The sequence below is a fragment of the Thermoactinomyces sp. CICC 10521 genome (genome assembly GCF_016055135.1).
GTDB lineage: Bacteria > Bacillota > Bacilli > Thermoactinomycetales > Thermoactinomycetaceae > Thermoactinomyces_A > Thermoactinomyces_A daqus.
The window spans coordinates 1-16,098 of record NZ_JAECVZ010000013.1 but is presented as its reverse complement, the minus strand read 5'-3'; the positions used below and the strand labels follow the sequence as shown (position 1 = coordinate 16,098).

Here is a 16,098-nt window from a genome sequence, read left to right as displayed (position 1 = left end):
CACATTTAAAAAGACGCTCTCACATCATACCTGAGAGCGTCTTTTTCTCCCGCTTAGTGAATGCCTTCCACCACATCTGCTTCGTCCTCAAAATTGATGGAGAGAGCGAGGATTTCGGCGACATCCATCGTTTTCACTCTGTCTTCCACTTCTTTGGCCTTGGTCCCGTCGGACAACATGGTCAGGCAGTACGGGCAAGCACTGCCGATCAGAGTCGGATTTACTTCCAGCGCCTGCTCGGTTCGGGCCACATTGATGCGCACGCCCTCGGTTTCCTCCATCCACATCATTCCTCCACCGGCGCCGCAACACATGCCGTTTTCCCGGTTCCGCTTCATCTCCACCAATTCCAGTCCGGGAATGTGCTCGAGAATATAGCGCGGCGGATCGAATACACCGTTGTAACGCCCGAGATAACAGGAATCATGATAGGTGATCCGCTCTTTCACCTCTTTGACCGGCTTGATGCGGCCCTGTTTGATCAGATCCGCCAGCACTTCGGTATGGTGGTACACTTCCGCCTCAAGCCCCAAATCCGGATATTCATTTTTCAGGACATTATAAGCGTGCGGGTCGATGGTAATGATTTTCTTCACGTTATGCTTTTCAAACAATGCGATATTGTCGGTGGCCAGCTGTTGAAACAAAAACTCATTTCCCATGCGGCGGGCCGTATCTCCCGAGTTTTTCTCCTTGTTTCCGAGAATGGCAAACTTCACGCCGGCGTGATGCAAAATTTTCACCAGCGCCCGGCTGATTTTTTGACTCCGGTTATCATAGGAGCCCATCGAACCGACAAAAAAGAGATATTCAAACTCTTTTTCCTCTTTTACCGTCGGCACCGGCACATCGGCCCCTTCTGTCCATTTCGCCCGATCCTTCCGGCTGATCCCCCACGGATTGCCCTGGCGTTCGATATTGGAGAAGGTACGGGAAGCCTCGGGACTCATCTTTCCTTCCGTCATGACGAGATAGCGCCGCATGTCAATGATTTTGTCCACATGTTCGTTCATCACCGGGCAAGCATCTTCGCAGTTGCGGCATGTGGTGCAGGCCCACAGTTCCCGTTCGGTGATCACATCGCCGATCAGATTGACCGGGTAATCAATCTTTCCGGAATCATCCCTGCTCGCAGCCGTTTCCATCAGTGCTTTGTTGGCACTAGCGAAGGCGAAGGAAGGCATCCAGGGTGTTTTGGAAGTGATGGCCGCTCCTTTTGCTGTCAGGTGATCCCGCATCTTTACGATCAAATCCATCGGCGACAGCAATTTTCCCGTTCCAGCTGCCGGACAGACATTCGTGCAGCGCCCGCATTCAACGCAAGCATACAAATCGATCAGCTGTTTTTGGTTAAAGTTTTCGATCCGGCCTACCCCGTACTCTTCTGCCGATTCATCCTCAAAGTCGATGAGCGACGGTTTTGCCGGCGGCTGTTGCCGTTTCAAAAAGACATTGATCGGAGCCACGAACAGATGGAAGTGCTTCGATTGCGGCACATAGACAGCAAAGGAAAAGAGCACCAGCGCATGCATCCACCAGAATACGTAAAACACCGCCTCACCTGCACTTTGGCTCATCCAGCCTGCAAACGGCGCGGAGAGCACGGAAGAAACAGGCGTATACCAGTTCGCCGGGTGGCCCAGCCAGATTTTCTCAAAGGCAGCCGAAAGTAAAATCGATGCCATCAGCAACGTAAGGAAGATAATGACCAGCCCTGCTTTCCATCCCCGTTTGAGACGGGCGATCTTCTCGATATAACGGCGGTAAAAAGCATAGATTGTGGCCAACAAAACGAGAAACGTCGTCAGCTCCTGCAGGAATTGAAAGAAAGGATAGGCCGGCACCGGGAGATGATGCCCGGGGGCCAGACCTTTGATAAAAAGATCAATGGCACCAAACTGGATAATGATAAACCCGTAAAACATGACGACGTGCATCAGGCCGCTTTTTTTGTCCTTCAGCAGCTTTTTCTGCCCGAAAACATTGACCAGCACCTCATTGATGCTCTTTTTCATATCCAGCTTGAAATCAGCCGGCTTCCCCAGTTTCACATACAGATAGCGCTTGTAAATGACACTGACAACCAAGTACAGAGCATAAGCGGCGACTGCCAAAAAGGCGATCAGGTTGAACACTTGCAAAAACGACATGATCTTCTCTCCTTTCTCTCATTTATGTTAATTCAGAAAATGACAATTGCAAAGAAAATGAATGAATTCGCTTTCAAATGAATTTCGACACTATTTTAACATAAACTGAGCAGTCATTCATTTATTTTGCAACAAAAAAATCATCGGCAAATATTCAGACTCCCAAATGTTAATATAATCTCAATTCGGGCGTGTTCAACCCAATCTATGAAAGTGGCGAGTGGAGATTAGGAACACAGGGCTCCTGCCGCCTGACCGGAAAAGACCTGGTGAGTGACATGACATGAAAGGCAGATTGATTTGCAGGAGGTAACCATGAAAAGACAAACACTGACCCTTCATCTTCAGAACTGGCAAAGAGAATCCTTTTCCCGTATGGAAGACCCCGCCGGTATTCACTTTTTTCGTTTAAATGAAGTTCATGACACGGATGAGACAAGACACCGCCTTTACCGGCTCGTACGCGAAGGCGTTCTCGACGAACCGGGACACGACGGGCCGTTTGAGTCGTTTTCCGACTTCTGCGAAAAGTTGTTTTATCGATATTACTGGCAACATCGCCACACTCAATTCATTGCCCGTTGCAATGAGGAGTGGGTGGGTCTCAGCAGCGTCAGGATCATCTCCCCGGAAACTGCCGAATGCGGCCTCACCGTTGTGAAAAAATCGTTTCGCGGGATGGGGATCGCAACTTCGCTCAAACTTCGCGCTATCTCTCATTGCCGGGATCAGGGGGTCAAGATGATGTGCACCCATGTGAATGAAGCCAACCAGCCCATGTTATCGATCAATTTCAAACTGGGCTTTCGGATCACAGATGGAGAAAAGTGAAAGACAAACGAGATGTTCAATCTTGGAATGTGCTTTGGTTTTTGGCGGGAAAACATCTTTGTTTTGATGAATAATTCATTTTTTATATAAATATTTCTATATAAATACCGCTTTAATCCCACTATAATGGACAGTAGTCCGTACAATGTATCACTCATCGCATTTTTGTGTACTTTTGTACGTACTTCTGTCCTCTCTTTTTTATATTATGACGACCGAAGCACTGACTGCTGTCATCATTTAATGAAGTTCTGTGACAACAGTCATGACATTCGTCTTCAACATTGGGAAGGTGGTTCAAGCATGTTGGTCGCAGTTGATGCCGGGCGGGCCTATGTCAAAACCATTACCGGCAACAGAAAATTCTCGTTTCCGAGCAAGGTGTCAAAAGCCCGGCAACGCACATTTGTGCAGACGCTGGAGGAGGATATGGAGATCCGTTATCAGGGGAAGGACTATTTTATCGGGCAGCTTGCGGAAAGAGAAGGCTCGTTTACAAGACAGATGATGACGGAGAGCAAGGTGAACATAGAGACGGTGTTGCTTGTTCTGACGGCACTGTTTCAGGCAGGGGCAATCGGCGAGGTCAAACTGGTGACAGGTGTGCCGATCAATATGTATAAAGAGGATGAACGTGCACGGCTGCGGGCGAAGTTGGAAGGTGAACATGAAATTATTTTAAATGGTACATATCGCAAACTGCATATCACAAAAGCGGCGATTACAATTGAGGGAGGAGCGGCCTACTGGGTGCACCGCCGGATGGGAACGGTGCGCATCGTCGACCCGGGGGCACGAACGACCAACTACGCCACGTTCAAAGATGGCATCTTCATTGACCGCGAGAGCGGAACAATCCCCAAAGGCTGGGACAACGTGCGGGAAGCGGATCCCGAGGAAATGGCCTCCATGATCGTCGGCCATTTGGGCGGGATGTGGAATATTACCGATGTGGTTGAGCTGATTGGGGGAAAGGCACACGATTTGGTAGAACCGTTTAAGCGTGTCGGCTTCCAGTTTGCCACAACGTTTGAAGACCCCCAATTCGCCAATGCTCTCGGCTATTATGCGCTTGGAAAGGAGACGCTCGGCGAATGAGAGACTACAAGAAACGGGAACGGCGCCAGGTCTCCTTTAATACGGAAGATGCGGTCGAATTGGAACTTCTCCGGTTTGCCGACCGGGAGGATATCAATTTTTCCGGATTGGTGAAAAATCTTTTGTTCGCTTATTGTATGGGACAGCTAAACCCGCAACCCCTTTCGGCATCCGCTTCTCCGGCCAATCCCTCCGTGGGCGCGGCACCCCATCTATCCGTGGCCTTTGAAAAGATCAAGGCGAGCGGCATGCCCTTTGATTTTTAGAATGAAACATATAACGGGAGGAGAACAGCATGAAACCTCATACGTTAAGCATTCCATATTCGGTTGTCGACAAACTTCCTGCGGCGGAACGCTTCGTCTATTATGAACTGTGCCGTCTCGCCGCCTACGAGGACATGACAGACGAAGATTTTAAAATTCCTCTTTCCAAGGGAGAATTGGTCACCTCCCATTACCGTCTCGCCAAAGTACTTGACTATCCTTACTCAAAAGCGGCGCTGGCGATTGAGAGCCTGGAGAAAAAAGGGCTGATTGAGATTTCCATGATCAATGATCCCGAATTCAAGACCTATTATGTCGTCCACATCAAGAAAATTGTCCCTGATGATCAACCGATCGAAAATGAAGTGCCTTATGCCAACCAAGACTTCTACTGGGACATGAAATAATCCCGTCGATTTTCGTCAAACCTGGGAATGGTTCTCTTCCCAGGTTTTGTCTTCTTCATTTTGCTTCAATCCCCCTTGTCATCCGGTTATGGATTTCCTGCACAAAGTAAGAAGCCACCTGCGGCGCCAGCGTACCCGGCCCGAACCCGGCGTCATAGCCTAATTCCAGCGCCAGTTCATGAGTGATGCGCGGACCTCCGCAGATCAGGATAAACCGATCCCGCAATCCTTCCGCTTCGACCAGCTCCACCAACTCGGTCAGGTTGGTGATATGGACCCCCTTTTGCGTGACAATCTGCGATACGAGCAACACATCGGCATTTAACTCCAGCGCTTTTTCCAGCAGCACCTCATTTTCCACCTGGCTGCCGAGGTTATAGGCGTCGATTTCAGGATATCGCTCCAGTCCGTATTCCCCGTTATACCCTTTCATGTTCATGATGGCATCGATACCGACCGTATGGGCATCGGTACCCGTACAGGCTCCGACCACCACGATTTTGCGCCCGATCCGCTCCTTGATGAACCGATTGATTTCGTAAAAGTCCATTACCTCGCTTTTCACCTTTGCCACCTTAATCGATGTGAAATCGATGTGATGCCGGCATTTGCCATAAACGATGAAAAAGGTGTATCCCTCGCCCAAATCCTTCATATGGTAGACCTGAGGTTCATCCAGCCCCATTTTGGCGGTGAGCCGGCGGGCAGCTTCCCTCGCCTCTTCGCCACAGGGAACGGGCAGGGTGAAGCTCAGCTGCACCGCACCGTCGTCCAGTGTATCCCCGTAAGGTTTAACCCGTGTAAAATCCACGCTCATCACGATCCCCCTCCCTTGCCTGCAAACCGAGCCGCGCTCTCAGTTCCTCTTCAAACGGATTGAAATAACCCTCCGCCTTTTCGAGTACACCGGCCAGCCCTTTCCCACCGGTAAAAGAGCGCTTCACATCGGCGAACATGCCTTGTTCCAAAGCAGAGAACAACCCGATCTCCTTCACTTCCTCCAGCATTTTCGCCGCCTTGTACAGCACCTCCTGCGCCCGCCGTTCCAATCTCCCCCCTGGCTTAAAGAGAATCTCCTCGCCGAGATGGCGGGCGTTATGAAAGATATATTGCGCATTTTCTATCGCCAGCTGCCGGTCGTGGATGTGCGGGGTGTGCATCGCTTCGGTCATCATTCCGAGCAACTGGACTCCCTGCCCGGTCATAATGCTGACCAGGTTGAACAACGCATCCTGAATATGCCCTTTAAAAATATTTCCGGTCATATGCTTGGTCGGGGGCATATATTTCAGCGGGGCGTCGGGGAAAATCTGGCGGGCCATCTGCGCCTGCGCCAGCTCCATGAGAAAGCCGTCCTCCAGATCGGGGTTCATCTCAAAGGCATGACCCAATCCCATCTGCTCCGGAGGCAGTCCGGACAAAAGCGCCAGTTGCTCATTGATAAACTGGGAAGCAAGTACCGTATGCGCCGCTTCGACCGCATCGGCCGTAGTCAGGTAATTGTCTTCCCCGGTATTGATCATGATGCCGGCATAACTGTTGATCATTCGTGAAAAAGCCTGATCAATCAACGTCCGCTGCATATTGATATCGCGGAACAAAATCCCGTATAGGGCATCGTTCAGCATCACATCCAGCCGCTCCATCGCTCCCATCGCGGCGATCTCCGGCATGCACAGCCCGGAGCAGTAATTGCACAAACGGATATAACGGCCCACTTCCTCGCCAACTTCATCGAGCGCCTGGCGCATGATGCGGAAATTTTCCTGGGTGGCATACGTACCGCCGTACCCTTCTCTGGTCGGGCCATACGGAACATAATCGAGCAAACTCTGCCCCGTGCTGCGAATGACGGCAATAATATCCGCTCCCTGCCTTGCCGCGGAACGCCCTTGCACCACGTCCTCATAAATGTCGCCGGTGGCCACGATCACATAGAGATACGGCTTTTTCCCTTCTCCCAGCCGCCGGATCAGCTGATCCCGTTTCAAGCGGTTGTTCCGAATCCGGTCGAGGCATTGCTGCGCCAGCTGCCTTGCAGCGTCCCTGATCCGGGCCGGTTCCGACTGCCCGATCGCCGTCAGGTCCAGGGAACCGCATGCCACTTTTTCCGCCACGTCACACGGGGACAGACCCAACTGGAGCGAGGCATTCACCACCCATCCGGACGCCCCCAGCTCCAACACTCCCTTTTCGAGCAGGTGATCAACCACGACATTGGGCAAGGGGACACCGTCGGCATCCACCCCGTCGATTCCCATTAAACGGAGATTGGTGCGTTCCACGGCTACCGTCGTCCGCCGGGCGATAAAATTGTCAACGCTGGAAGCGATCGCCGCCGCCGCTTCCCTCGCCCTGCTGATCAGAACCGGGTCGAGTCTCAATTTTTCTTCCACCCGGACTCCTCCTCCTTTCGCAAACCACTCTTCGCTTCTTCGACGATTGCGGGATCAAGCCCCAAACGTTCAGCAATCCACAGCGCCTCATGCGGAATGGTTTCACCAGGCTTCAGCGGGAGCAAACGATAGTCCATTCCCACGGCGATTGCCTGTTGCAGATCTTCCGGCAAAAGGCTCCCCTGCTGCTCCCGTGACCGTGAAAAACCGGCCACGCGGTAACCGCGAACCCCTTTGACTTCAAGCACTTCCTGATAATGGGTCACGTGAACGCTCCACAACCGGCGCCGGGTAAAATGTCCGGCAATCGCCCGCGCTAGGGCCGCTCCTTCTGCCGGATTGGTTCCTCTTCCGATTTCGTCCAACAGCAGAAGTCCGCCGTCTCCCAAGTCCATACTGTCCCGCAGGCGCGCAATCTCCGAGCCAAAACTGCTTAAACCGGCCTCTGCGTCCTGCAAATCTCCGATGATTCCCCTGACCCAGGCGAACAGGGGGAGTTTGCAGGAAGCAGCCGGCACAAAAAAACCATACTGTGAAAGAAGGGCAATCATCCCCATCGTTTTCAGAGCTGCCGTCTTTCCTCCCATATTGGCCCCGATCACCACGGTCGTCCCCTGGTGCAGTACACAGTCAATCGGAGTGCATTCCTTCCCCTCCGCTTCAAGCATGCGAGCCATCCACGGGTGAAAACCGCCACGGATCTCCATCCGGTGCGGGTCGTGAACAGGCTTCGTCCCCCGCCAGGTTTCCGCGGCACGGATTCGCGCCAACTGCAAATCAAAATGAGCCACCCGGTTGATCCAGTCTTCCAGTTTTGGCGCATAGGGAAGAAAAAACGCAGTCAAACGTTCAAGGATCTCCCGTTCCAACGCTTCCACGCGCATCGTCAATTCCCCGACTTCCCTGGATTCCTGCTCCGGTTCAGCCAAGTGATAGACGGCATCATAGACTGTTTCCCGTACCCGGATCAGCTCTGCCTCCTCCCGCAACGCCAGATCGAGGGGGGAACCGCGTTCGACGACCCATTCCCCCAGGCGGTTGCGGCGAAGGGAATAGCGAGTTTCCAGATCGACCGCTTTCTGTTCCTTCCTTTTCTCCCGTTCCCGCTCGTATTTTTTCAAGAGCTTCCGGTTTGCGGCCAGCGCCGGGTCGTACGCATCATCAATCCAAAATGAAGGAACGAGCGGACCGCCCGGATTGAGCGCGCGCAATAGCGTGTGCACATCCCGCCTGTCCGCATCGGACAATAAGCATAAAGGAGGCAATAAGTCCGAAAGCCGAAACAAGTGCCAGAGGAAAACCTTCATATGAAACCATTCCGTCAACTGAAGCGCTCGTCCCTGTTTCAATTTCGCAACGATGGGATCGGGATCCGGCATCCGGGCCAGGTGAAGCAGCACCTGATTGCGCTCCTTTGACCCGTCGGGCAGAAGGCGCTGCCATTCAGCCTGCTCGGCCAAAGAACGTTGCCACGCTTCTTCCTCACCGGGCAAAAACGGTTTCAGCTCGCGCCATGTCTCTCTGCCCATCGGAGTGACCGGCTGAAAGACATTCAGGCATTCGTTCAAGTGCAAAACACGCATTGTCTCTTTATCGCAAAACATCTTCCCATCCCCCTTCAAGCAAGGGATCGCGTTCAACATCAAACACCGGGAGCGGGGCGGCGACTGCAGCGATTCGCTCTTTCATTTCCGAAGGAGGAAACGCGTACCCGTCGGGGGAAACCGGGTTCACGGCCACCCCCAGGAGCCGGGTGGGATAAACCACTTCCACCGCCCCGCCCCACTGCAAAAAACGGCGCAACATGCTGTGTGTAAAAAAGCAATGCGTGGCATCCGGCACGATCAAGCGCGCCTTCACCCCTTCTTCCATCAGCATGCGGAGCATTCGGTCTGTCAGTGAGCCGGGGATGATGAGCACTTCCCAATTTTTGCTTGAAAATGCCTCTCTCTTTTCTTTCCATTCCAATAAGGTGGAGAAGGGGAGCGGTTCTCCCATGCCTTGAACCACACCGATCACTTTCTTTTCCGTTTGCGCCTGTTCATGAAAAAAACGATCGGCGGACGGAGCAGCAGGCAGGCGGAGAATGGCCAGCAATTCGGCCGCCTTTTTCACCACCTGCGGCAGACTCCGGTGCAAACAGGCCCCGACGACGAGGATCACGGCATCGCTGATGAGCGGGCTGGAAAGAGACTTGCGGTCATAGGCCCCATCGACCAAGACCAGTTCCGCACCCGCCCCCTTCAGTTTGCGGATGGCTGCCTGCACTTGTCCGGTGCCGGGGATCCCGGCCAGTTTGATCCGGCTGCCCCGCCGCGCCTTGCCGAGCAAAATCTCCCCCATCGCCGATTGGAAACCGCAGGAGCCGATCATTTCAAAACTGCCGGGATAAAGGTTAAAGCATGAAGCAGCCGACGCAACCAACATCCCCTCATCACAGCGAATGGCCGGCTTTTCTCTCCCGCTCCATGCGTCACGTTCCTCTCCGTCGACACCGATGCTCAGCACTCCCAGGCGCTTTCGCCGGGACAACTGCCGGATGAGACTGTTTAGAACCGTTGTTTTTCCGGCGTTTTTGGACATTCCGATAATCGCGACGGTTTCCGGTCTCTTCATCGTTTTGCGACGTCTCCTGCTATTGCTTCAGCTTTTCCTTATCTGCTTCCAGTCCGGCGCGACGGTCTTCCCTGGACAACTGTTTCGGTTCAAGATTGATCCGCTGATCGCTCATCAATGCGGCAATCCCTGTCTGGCTGCCGGCTGCCTGACAGTACTCGCAATGCTCGGGATCATGCGGCTTGTATTGGCTCGGTTCCGGATAGCTGGTAATCACTCCTTCAAAGTTGCGCAAAACGGTTTTGGACGGGCTTTGCGAAATGAGATAATTGGGGCTGAGCGGAATTTTCCCTCCTCCGCCGGGAGCATCGACGACAAAGGTCGGAACGGCATAGCCGGAAGTGTGACCGCGCAGATATTCGATAATCTCCAACCCTTTCGACACCGGTGTGCGGAAATGGCCGATTCCTTCTGACAAATCGCACTGGTAGATATAATAGGGGCGAACACGCACTTTCACCAGTTCATGCATCAGCTTTTTCATCACATGGGGACAATCATTGATGCCGGCCAGAATGACTGATTGATTTCCCAGCGGAACTCCGGCGTCAGCCAGCATCTCGCAGGCGCGTCTGGCCTCCGGAGTCAATTCCTTGGGATGGTTGAAATGGGTGTTGAGCCAGACGGGATGATATTTTCGCAAAATGTTGCACAGGTTTTCCGTAATCCGCTGGGGAAAGACCACCGGCGCCCTTGTTCCGATACGGATGATTTCCACATGGGGGATGGCCCGCAGGTTGCTGAGCAAATATTCGAGAATCCGGTCATTGACCAGGAGGCCGTCCCCGCCGGAGAGAAGCACATCCCTGACCGTCGGGGTGTTGCGGATATACTCTATACAGGCGTCCATCTGCTTCTTCGGGACACCCATCCCGATTTGCCCGGAGAAGCGGCGGCGTGTACAATAGCGACAGTACATCGAACATTGGTTGGTGATCAGAAACAGCACCCGGTCCGGATAGCGATGGGTCAGCCCCTTGACCGGGGAGTCCGTATCCTCCAACAGCGGATCTTCCATATCGTATCGAGTGCGAATCAGCTCGGAAGAGACGGGAACCGATTGCATGCGAATGGGATCCTTCGGGTCATCCGGATCCATGAGCAGCGCGTAGTACGGCGTGATGTTGAGCGGAATCGTCTGTTTGCTTATTCCGACACCTTCAATCTCTTCCGGGGTCAAATTGATCACCTTGCTCAGGTCATCCAGCGTGCGGATCGTGTGCGTCAATTGCCAGAGCCAGTCATTCCACTGCTCCTCCGTGACATCTTTCCACAGCTCAATCTCTTTCCAATCGCGTTTCACTTTGATCAAATCCCCCTTCTCTGATGATCCCGTCAGCAGCTTCCATACCTTTTCCGGAACAATTCAAGGAGCGGCGGGCACTCCCGAAGCGTTTGCAATGTCAACTTCGCATGTCCCGGAGCATAACCATTCCCGATCATCATCTGCACATCTTTGCCGATTCCTTCCGCTCCCAGCGCGGCAGTCGTAAAGCGGACAGCCATACTGAAGAAATAAATCGTTCCCCCGTCCCGTGTCGCCAGAATCGACGGCAGTTCCGTTCCGGGCACATTGACACAATTGAGCGTAAGGTCGGCCATTTCCCCAGCCGTTGCACCAGACACGGCCTCATAGACGGCGAGCGGATCAGTGGCATCCACCTCCAGCACCTGATGCGCCAATCCCAGCTGCCTGATTTCGGCGCAAGCTTCCGCCCGGGATTCCAATGCGATCACTTGCCCGTTTGTCCCCGCCTTTTTCCACGCCTGACAGAGGCTCAGCAACCCCGACTTCCCGCCTGCTCCCATCACCACAATCCGCTCCCGCCCCCGGATGAGTCGAGCTGTCTGCGCCGGAGCACCGGCAACATCCAAAGCCGCCAGGGCCACCGCTTCCGGGAGATCATCCGGCAGGATGGCAAAAGGACCGCTGGCAAAAAGAACCGCTTTGCCTTTTACATCGACTTGACCCGTCTCCAGATGAACCCGGTTAATCTGTTCAAGTTTGAGCGGTGTTAAGGTCAGGGAGACCAACGTCGCGATCTTCATCCCCGGCCGTACATGGCGATGTGGATAACGCGGCCCTGTTTTTTCCACTGTACCGATCAACATGCCGCCCGATCCGGTGACTGGATTTTGCATCTTTCCCCTTTCAGCCACAATCTCCAATATGCACTGTTTTATCTTGTTCACATCGTCGCGGCACTCTTCCCGCATCTGCATGAACGATGCGGAATCAATATTTAATCGTTCCACGGCGATCAGGAGCTCATTGTCATAAAGATCACTTTCGGCATCCAGTTTCCAGGCTGGTTGCGGCAAAACCCGCTCAGGCGCCAACACGCGGTGCAGTCCGTAAGGATGTCCTGTTTGACCGTCCAAAACCCCCATCCCCCTCCCGATGGATTCATTCACTATTCATGCAATAACCATGCCAATAACCAAATCCTGTTTCCGGCGGCCGTTCAGCGCACAAACAGAAAAAAAGTGCCCGGAATCGGGCACACCAAGAATATGGCATTTGCATGAGTGAAGAGGCACCAAGCAACAAATCTTCCGTCCGGGCGCTTGCCGCCTTGCAGGAAAGGAAACGCGGCCAATCTGTACCACCCCCCCCGAAGATTGAAATTCCATCCATTCACATTCAAGAAAATCGGGGGAAATCTCCGACCGACATCAACCTTCGCGCTTTTTCAGTTTATATTGCAGGGTTTGCCTCGGAATTCCCAGCAGTTTGGCCGCTTTTAACACATTGCCTCCGGATTCTTCAAGCGCCAGGCAAATCAGCTTTTGTTCCAATTCGCCGAGCACTTCCCGCAAACTCTTGCCGTCAAGGCCTGGGAGCGGAAGCATCTCCTTTTTCTGTTTTTTCTGCATATGCGGGGGGAGGTGCTCCAGTTTCACTGCCTTCCCTTCTGCCAGATTTAGCGCGCCTTCCAGCGTGTGTTCCAATTCCCTGACATTCCCCGGCCAGTCATAGTGGAAAAAAGCTTCCATCACCTCATCAGCAATTTCCTCAACCGTTGTCGGCAATTGTCCTTTTAATTTTCTGAAAAAATAGTGCGTCAGGCATTCAATATCTTCTTTTCGTTCCCTGAGAGGAGGCAAATAGAGACCGACGACGTGGATCCGATGAAAGAGGTCGCGCCGCAAGCGCCCCTTTTCAATACTCTCCAGCGGGTCTTCATTGGTCGCGACGATGATGCGCACATCAACGGAATGAAACCGGGTTCCTCCCACCCTTCGCACTCCGCCGTCCTCCAGCACGCGCAGCAATTTTGCCTGCAAATCAATCGGCATCGCATGGATCTCATCCAAAAACAGGGTTCCCCCGTCTGCCAATTCAAACAAGCCCGGCCGGTCCTCAGCGCCGGTAAAAGCCCCTTTGGCCGTGCCGAACAAAATCCCTTCCAGCAGAGTGGACGGAATGGCGGCACAGTTTTGGGCAATAAAGGGGCGTCCCATTCTCGGCGAGTCACGGTGGATCGATTGTACAAACAGCTCTTTGCCCGTTCCCGTCTCCCCCACTACCAAAACAGGGGAATCCGTTCTGGCCGCCCGCTTTGCTTTTTCAATCTCCCTCAACATGAGTGAGTTTTGCGTCACGATCTGCTCAAAACAGTAGTACGCGCTCTCCTTCTGCGCCTTCCTGCTCCGTGGCTCGCGAATTCTTTCCTGCAGCTGAAGAACTTGCTCCGCCAGCTCTTTGATCTGGGTGATATCCTTGGAAATCTCAGCAGCTCCGACGATCTTTCCTTCAGAGCGAAGCGGAATGGTCCGGTTGATTGTGCTAATCTGTTTCCCTTTGCGATTCATATACGTCTGGTGCTGCTCGGCGATCGGTTCACCCGTTTTCAGGACTTTCAACAGTGTGCTCGTCTTTTTCGTCAGTGAAGGAAACGCATCCAATACATGCATCCCCATCACCTCTTTGATGGACAGTCCGTCCAACCGGGAGGCAACCCGATTGTAAAATACCGTGATTCCATCTGCATTGACGATATGGATTCCTTCATCCAGGCACTCCAAAAATTCATAGACGATTTCCCGGGTAAGATCAGGTTCATTCCTCATGGGCATCCATTTCACCTCGATCCGCGAGCTGCCAAAAAGTGATCAAATATGCCGAAATTTCGTCATTTTTATTATTGTATCGATTATCAGTCTCGTCTGTCCAGAAACGGGCAAAAACAAAAAAGAGCCGCTTGATGCGACTCCTTGTATATCTTTTCACAAAGCGCTCGACCTGTCTCTTTTTTCCTCGACCGACTTGGGAAGCGGCCCCCACATCTGCAACAGATTGTCGGTGGCATAAATCTTTCTCCCGTTTTCTCCCAGCCGGTAAAACATGATCTTGGCAATTCCCCAATCCGGCAGGTGTTGCTCAGGGATTGTTACAGTTACCGTTTTGGTCGTGTAACGTTGGTCTGGTTTATGTTTGATGTGAACGGAAATGCCCTGATCAACTCTTTGGGAACTGTAACTGTCGACGACGAAAAGGTCATAGTAAAAAGTGTCTTCCGGAAAATCGCCCACTTTCAGCGTCACTTTGTAATTCCCGTTGCTTCCTGATACCCGGATATCGCGAAAAGCCTCATTTTCCTCTCTGCTCTCTTTGGGCAGCTCCTTCCACCATTTATGGTCTCCATGCTCTTTCGGAATTTGCTTGCCCTGCTGCACGGCTTGTACGGGACTGCCGTTCGTCGGCTGATCACTCTCCAGATATCCTGCGCCAAATGCCTGGTAACCGAGAAACAGCAGGAGCACCCCGGATACCGCCGCGACGCCCCTGAGCCAATATTTCCTTCCCCGATGGGGCGGCTGCTTTATTTCCTGGGAAACCTGGGAAACGTAATCATGTTGCGGAGGATTAAATATCATGACGGCCTGCTGCAGCGCCTGTTTCATTTCCTGAGCTGTTTGATAGCGTTTTAACGGATCTTTCTCCAGTGCCTTCATTATCACCTGGCACAACTCTTCCGGAATTCGCGGATTAAGCTCCCGCGGATCAGGCACAGGGTCATGAATATGTTTGAGTGCAACGGAAATGGAACTTTCTCCGTCAAAAGGAACTGAGCCAGTCAGCATCTCATAAATCACAATCCCCAGCGAATAGAGATCGGAAGAAAAGTGGATCTCCCCGCCGGAAGCCTGCTCCGGAGAGAAATAATGCGCCGAGCCCATCACGTATCCTTTTTGCGTGATGGTGGAAGCGCGCGGAGTATAGGAAATGCCAAAGTCCGTCACCTTGTACAGCTCATCCGGGGAAACAAGAATATTATGCGGCTTGATATCACGATGAATAATTCCGTTTTTGTGTGCATGCGCCAAAGCATCACAGATTTGGGATGCGATCATCACCGTTTTTTCCGGTGTAAGCGTTCCTTCCTTTCGAATCACTTCTATGAGGGACGGCCCTTCTACACATTCCATCACCATGTAAAAGATGTCCCCTTCACGTCCGACATCATAAATACTTACTACATTAGCATGGGATAAACTGCCTGCAGCCTTGGCTTCACGAATGAACCGTCGCACAAAGTCGGGATCGTGCCCCAACGAGTCGTTCATCACTTTTACTGCCACAAACCGATCCAGCAGCAGATCTTTTGCCTTGTAGACTACAGCCATTCCTCCTCCACCCAACAGGTGAAGGATCTCGTATCTCCCTGCCAGCCTCATTCCTTCCATTTAACCATATCTCCTTGATTCATTGTTATCCTTCACACGCCAGTTCAGCGCAAATTGCTCTCAATCTGATTCAGACAAACGATGATCCACCGTACGTCTTTTTCTTTATATGGTGGATTTTGGGAAGAAAAATATTTCCCGGTACTCCTATTATCTGCTGAGTTCAGGCAACTGGATGTTACGTTTTTTTAAACATTTCACGCAAATAGCATTCCTTTTCATGGAATTTTCATAAATTATCACTGCTCATGATTTACGGCACAAACCGGCAGAAAAATCCGAGAAAACACAGCGGAAAATCGGGTATCTGTGCCCTTGATCGAATGCGGGAAGAACAGAATGCTGCCCCGCTGTCCCCCGCCCGCGCTGCCACATTCACGGAAAGGGATTGCGCCGCAGACGAAGGCCGTTTCCCCCGATGGCGCTTTAAAACCACCCCGGGAATAAAACACCTTTACTGGATAAATGCATTTCTATTTACTTTATTCGCAAGTCATCTTAATTTTAACGCTCGATATAAAAAAACAGCCGGTTTTTCACCGGCTGAGATTGATGACAAACCCCACCCTTTTCTTCGGAAAAGGAATGGGGTTTTGTATATTTCTAGGATATATACAGATAAAGTAAACCTGATGTGACCTAT

At 52.3% G+C, this 16,098-nt stretch carries 13 protein-coding genes; 4 read left to right on the top strand and 9 right to left on the bottom strand.

Features of this window, described 5'->3' with window-relative positions; all coding sequences use genetic code 11:
* Positions 1-53: 53 nt before the first annotated feature.
* Positions 54-2,150 carry a (Fe-S)-binding protein gene (locus tag I8U17_RS10545; protein WP_033100437.1) on the bottom strand — a complete coding sequence of 699 codons (2,097 nt, stop codon included), beginning with the start codon at positions 2,148-2,150 and terminating at the stop codon, positions 54-56.
* 315 nt (positions 2,151-2,465) lie between these two features.
* Between I8U17_RS10545 and I8U17_RS10540 the strand changes: the two genes are divergently transcribed.
* From I8U17_RS10540 to I8U17_RS10525, 4 genes are all read left to right on the top strand, one after another.
* On the top strand, positions 2,466-2,981 hold the full coding sequence (locus tag I8U17_RS10540) for a GNAT family N-acetyltransferase (protein ID WP_198055565.1): 516 nt from the start codon (positions 2,466-2,468) through the stop codon (positions 2,979-2,981).
* 303 nt (positions 2,982-3,284) lie between these two features.
* A complete protein-coding gene (locus I8U17_RS10535) occupies positions 3,285-4,079 on the top strand; it encodes a ParM/StbA family protein (protein WP_033100439.1) in 795 nt (264 codons plus the stop codon).
* On the top strand, positions 4,076-4,345 hold the full coding sequence (locus I8U17_RS10530) for a hypothetical protein (RefSeq protein ID WP_033100440.1): 270 nt from the start codon (positions 4,076-4,078) through the stop codon (positions 4,343-4,345). The genes I8U17_RS10535 and I8U17_RS10530 overlap by 4 nt, the downstream gene beginning before the upstream one ends.
* A gap of 29 nt (positions 4,346-4,374) precedes the next feature.
* The gene (locus I8U17_RS10525; protein WP_033100441.1) at positions 4,375-4,752 is read left to right on the top strand and encodes a hypothetical protein; all 378 of its coding nucleotides are present in this window, start codon (positions 4,375-4,377) and stop codon (positions 4,750-4,752) included.
* 55 nt (positions 4,753-4,807) lie between these two features.
* Here I8U17_RS10525 and kamE read toward each other — a convergent pair whose 3' ends face one another.
* The 8 genes from kamE to I8U17_RS10485 all read right to left on the bottom strand — a co-directional run bounded on the left by kamE (position 4,808) and on the right by I8U17_RS10485 (position 15,455).
* A complete protein-coding gene (gene kamE / locus I8U17_RS10520; RefSeq protein ID WP_033100442.1) occupies positions 4,808-5,569 on the bottom strand; it encodes a lysine 5,6-aminomutase subunit beta in 762 nt (253 codons plus the stop codon).
* On the bottom strand, positions 5,544-7,148 hold the full coding sequence (gene kamD, locus I8U17_RS10515) for a lysine 5,6-aminomutase subunit alpha (RefSeq protein WP_198059373.1): 1,605 nt from the start codon (positions 7,146-7,148) through the stop codon (positions 5,544-5,546). Before kamD ends, kamE begins: the two co-directional genes overlap by 26 nt.
* Positions 7,133-8,752, bottom strand: coding sequence for a lysine 5,6-aminomutase reactivase ATPase KamC (gene kamC, locus I8U17_RS10510; protein ID WP_033100443.1), 1,620 nt, complete (start codon positions 8,750-8,752; stop codon positions 7,133-7,135). The genes kamD and kamC overlap by 16 nt, the downstream gene beginning before the upstream one ends.
* Positions 8,739-9,764 carry a lysine 5,6-aminomutase reactivase subunit KamB gene (gene kamB / locus I8U17_RS10505; protein ID WP_198059372.1) on the bottom strand — a complete coding sequence of 342 codons (1,026 nt, stop codon included), beginning with the start codon at positions 9,762-9,764 and terminating at the stop codon, positions 8,739-8,741. Before kamB ends, kamC begins: the two co-directional genes overlap by 14 nt.
* 19 nt (positions 9,765-9,783) lie before the next feature.
* Positions 9,784-11,076: a lysine 2,3-aminomutase gene (kamA, locus tag I8U17_RS10500; RefSeq protein ID WP_052154095.1), complete on the bottom strand. Its 1,293-nt coding sequence runs from the start codon at positions 11,074-11,076 to the stop codon at positions 9,784-9,786.
* 23 nt (positions 11,077-11,099) lie between these two features.
* Positions 11,100-12,146: an L-erythro-3,5-diaminohexanoate dehydrogenase gene (gene kdd / locus I8U17_RS10495; RefSeq protein WP_232331029.1), complete on the bottom strand. Its 1,047-nt coding sequence runs from the start codon at positions 12,144-12,146 to the stop codon at positions 11,100-11,102.
* A gap of 294 nt (positions 12,147-12,440) precedes the next feature.
* A complete protein-coding gene (locus I8U17_RS10490; protein ID WP_309485160.1) occupies positions 12,441-13,838 on the bottom strand; it encodes a sigma-54 interaction domain-containing protein in 1,398 nt (465 codons plus the stop codon).
* Between the two features lie 156 nt (positions 13,839-13,994).
* On the bottom strand, positions 13,995-15,455 hold the full coding sequence (locus I8U17_RS10485; RefSeq protein WP_052154096.1) for a protein kinase domain-containing protein: 1,461 nt from the start codon (positions 15,453-15,455) through the stop codon (positions 13,995-13,997).
* Positions 15,456-16,098 lie beyond the last annotated feature (643 nt).

Coding starts and splice junctions, on each gene's coding strand:
- I8U17_RS10485 (WP_052154096.1), bottom strand. CDS start 15,455: ATGGAAGGAATGAGGCTGGCAGGGAGATACGAGATCCTTCACCTGTTG.
- kamB (WP_198059372.1), bottom strand. CDS start 9,764: ATGAAGAGACCGGAAACCGTCGCGATTATCGGAATGTCCAAAAACGCC.
- kamE (WP_033100442.1), bottom strand. CDS start 5,569: ATGAGCGTGGATTTTACACGGGTTAAACCTTACGGGGATACACTGGAC.
- kamC (WP_033100443.1), bottom strand. CDS start 8,752: ATGTTTTGCGATAAAGAGACAATGCGTGTTTTGCACTTGAACGAATGC.
- I8U17_RS10530 (WP_033100440.1), top strand. CDS start 4,076: ATGAGAGACTACAAGAAACGGGAACGGCGCCAGGTCTCCTTTAATACG.
- I8U17_RS10525 (WP_033100441.1), top strand. CDS start 4,375: ATGAAACCTCATACGTTAAGCATTCCATATTCGGTTGTCGACAAACTT.
- I8U17_RS10535 (WP_033100439.1), top strand. CDS start 3,285: ATGTTGGTCGCAGTTGATGCCGGGCGGGCCTATGTCAAAACCATTACC.
- I8U17_RS10545 (WP_033100437.1), bottom strand. CDS start 2,150: ATGTCGTTTTTGCAAGTGTTCAACCTGATCGCCTTTTTGGCAGTCGCC.
- I8U17_RS10490 (WP_309485160.1), bottom strand. CDS start 13,838: ATGAGGAATGAACCTGATCTTACCCGGGAAATCGTCTATGAATTTTTG.
- I8U17_RS10540 (WP_198055565.1), top strand. CDS start 2,466: ATGAAAAGACAAACACTGACCCTTCATCTTCAGAACTGGCAAAGAGAA.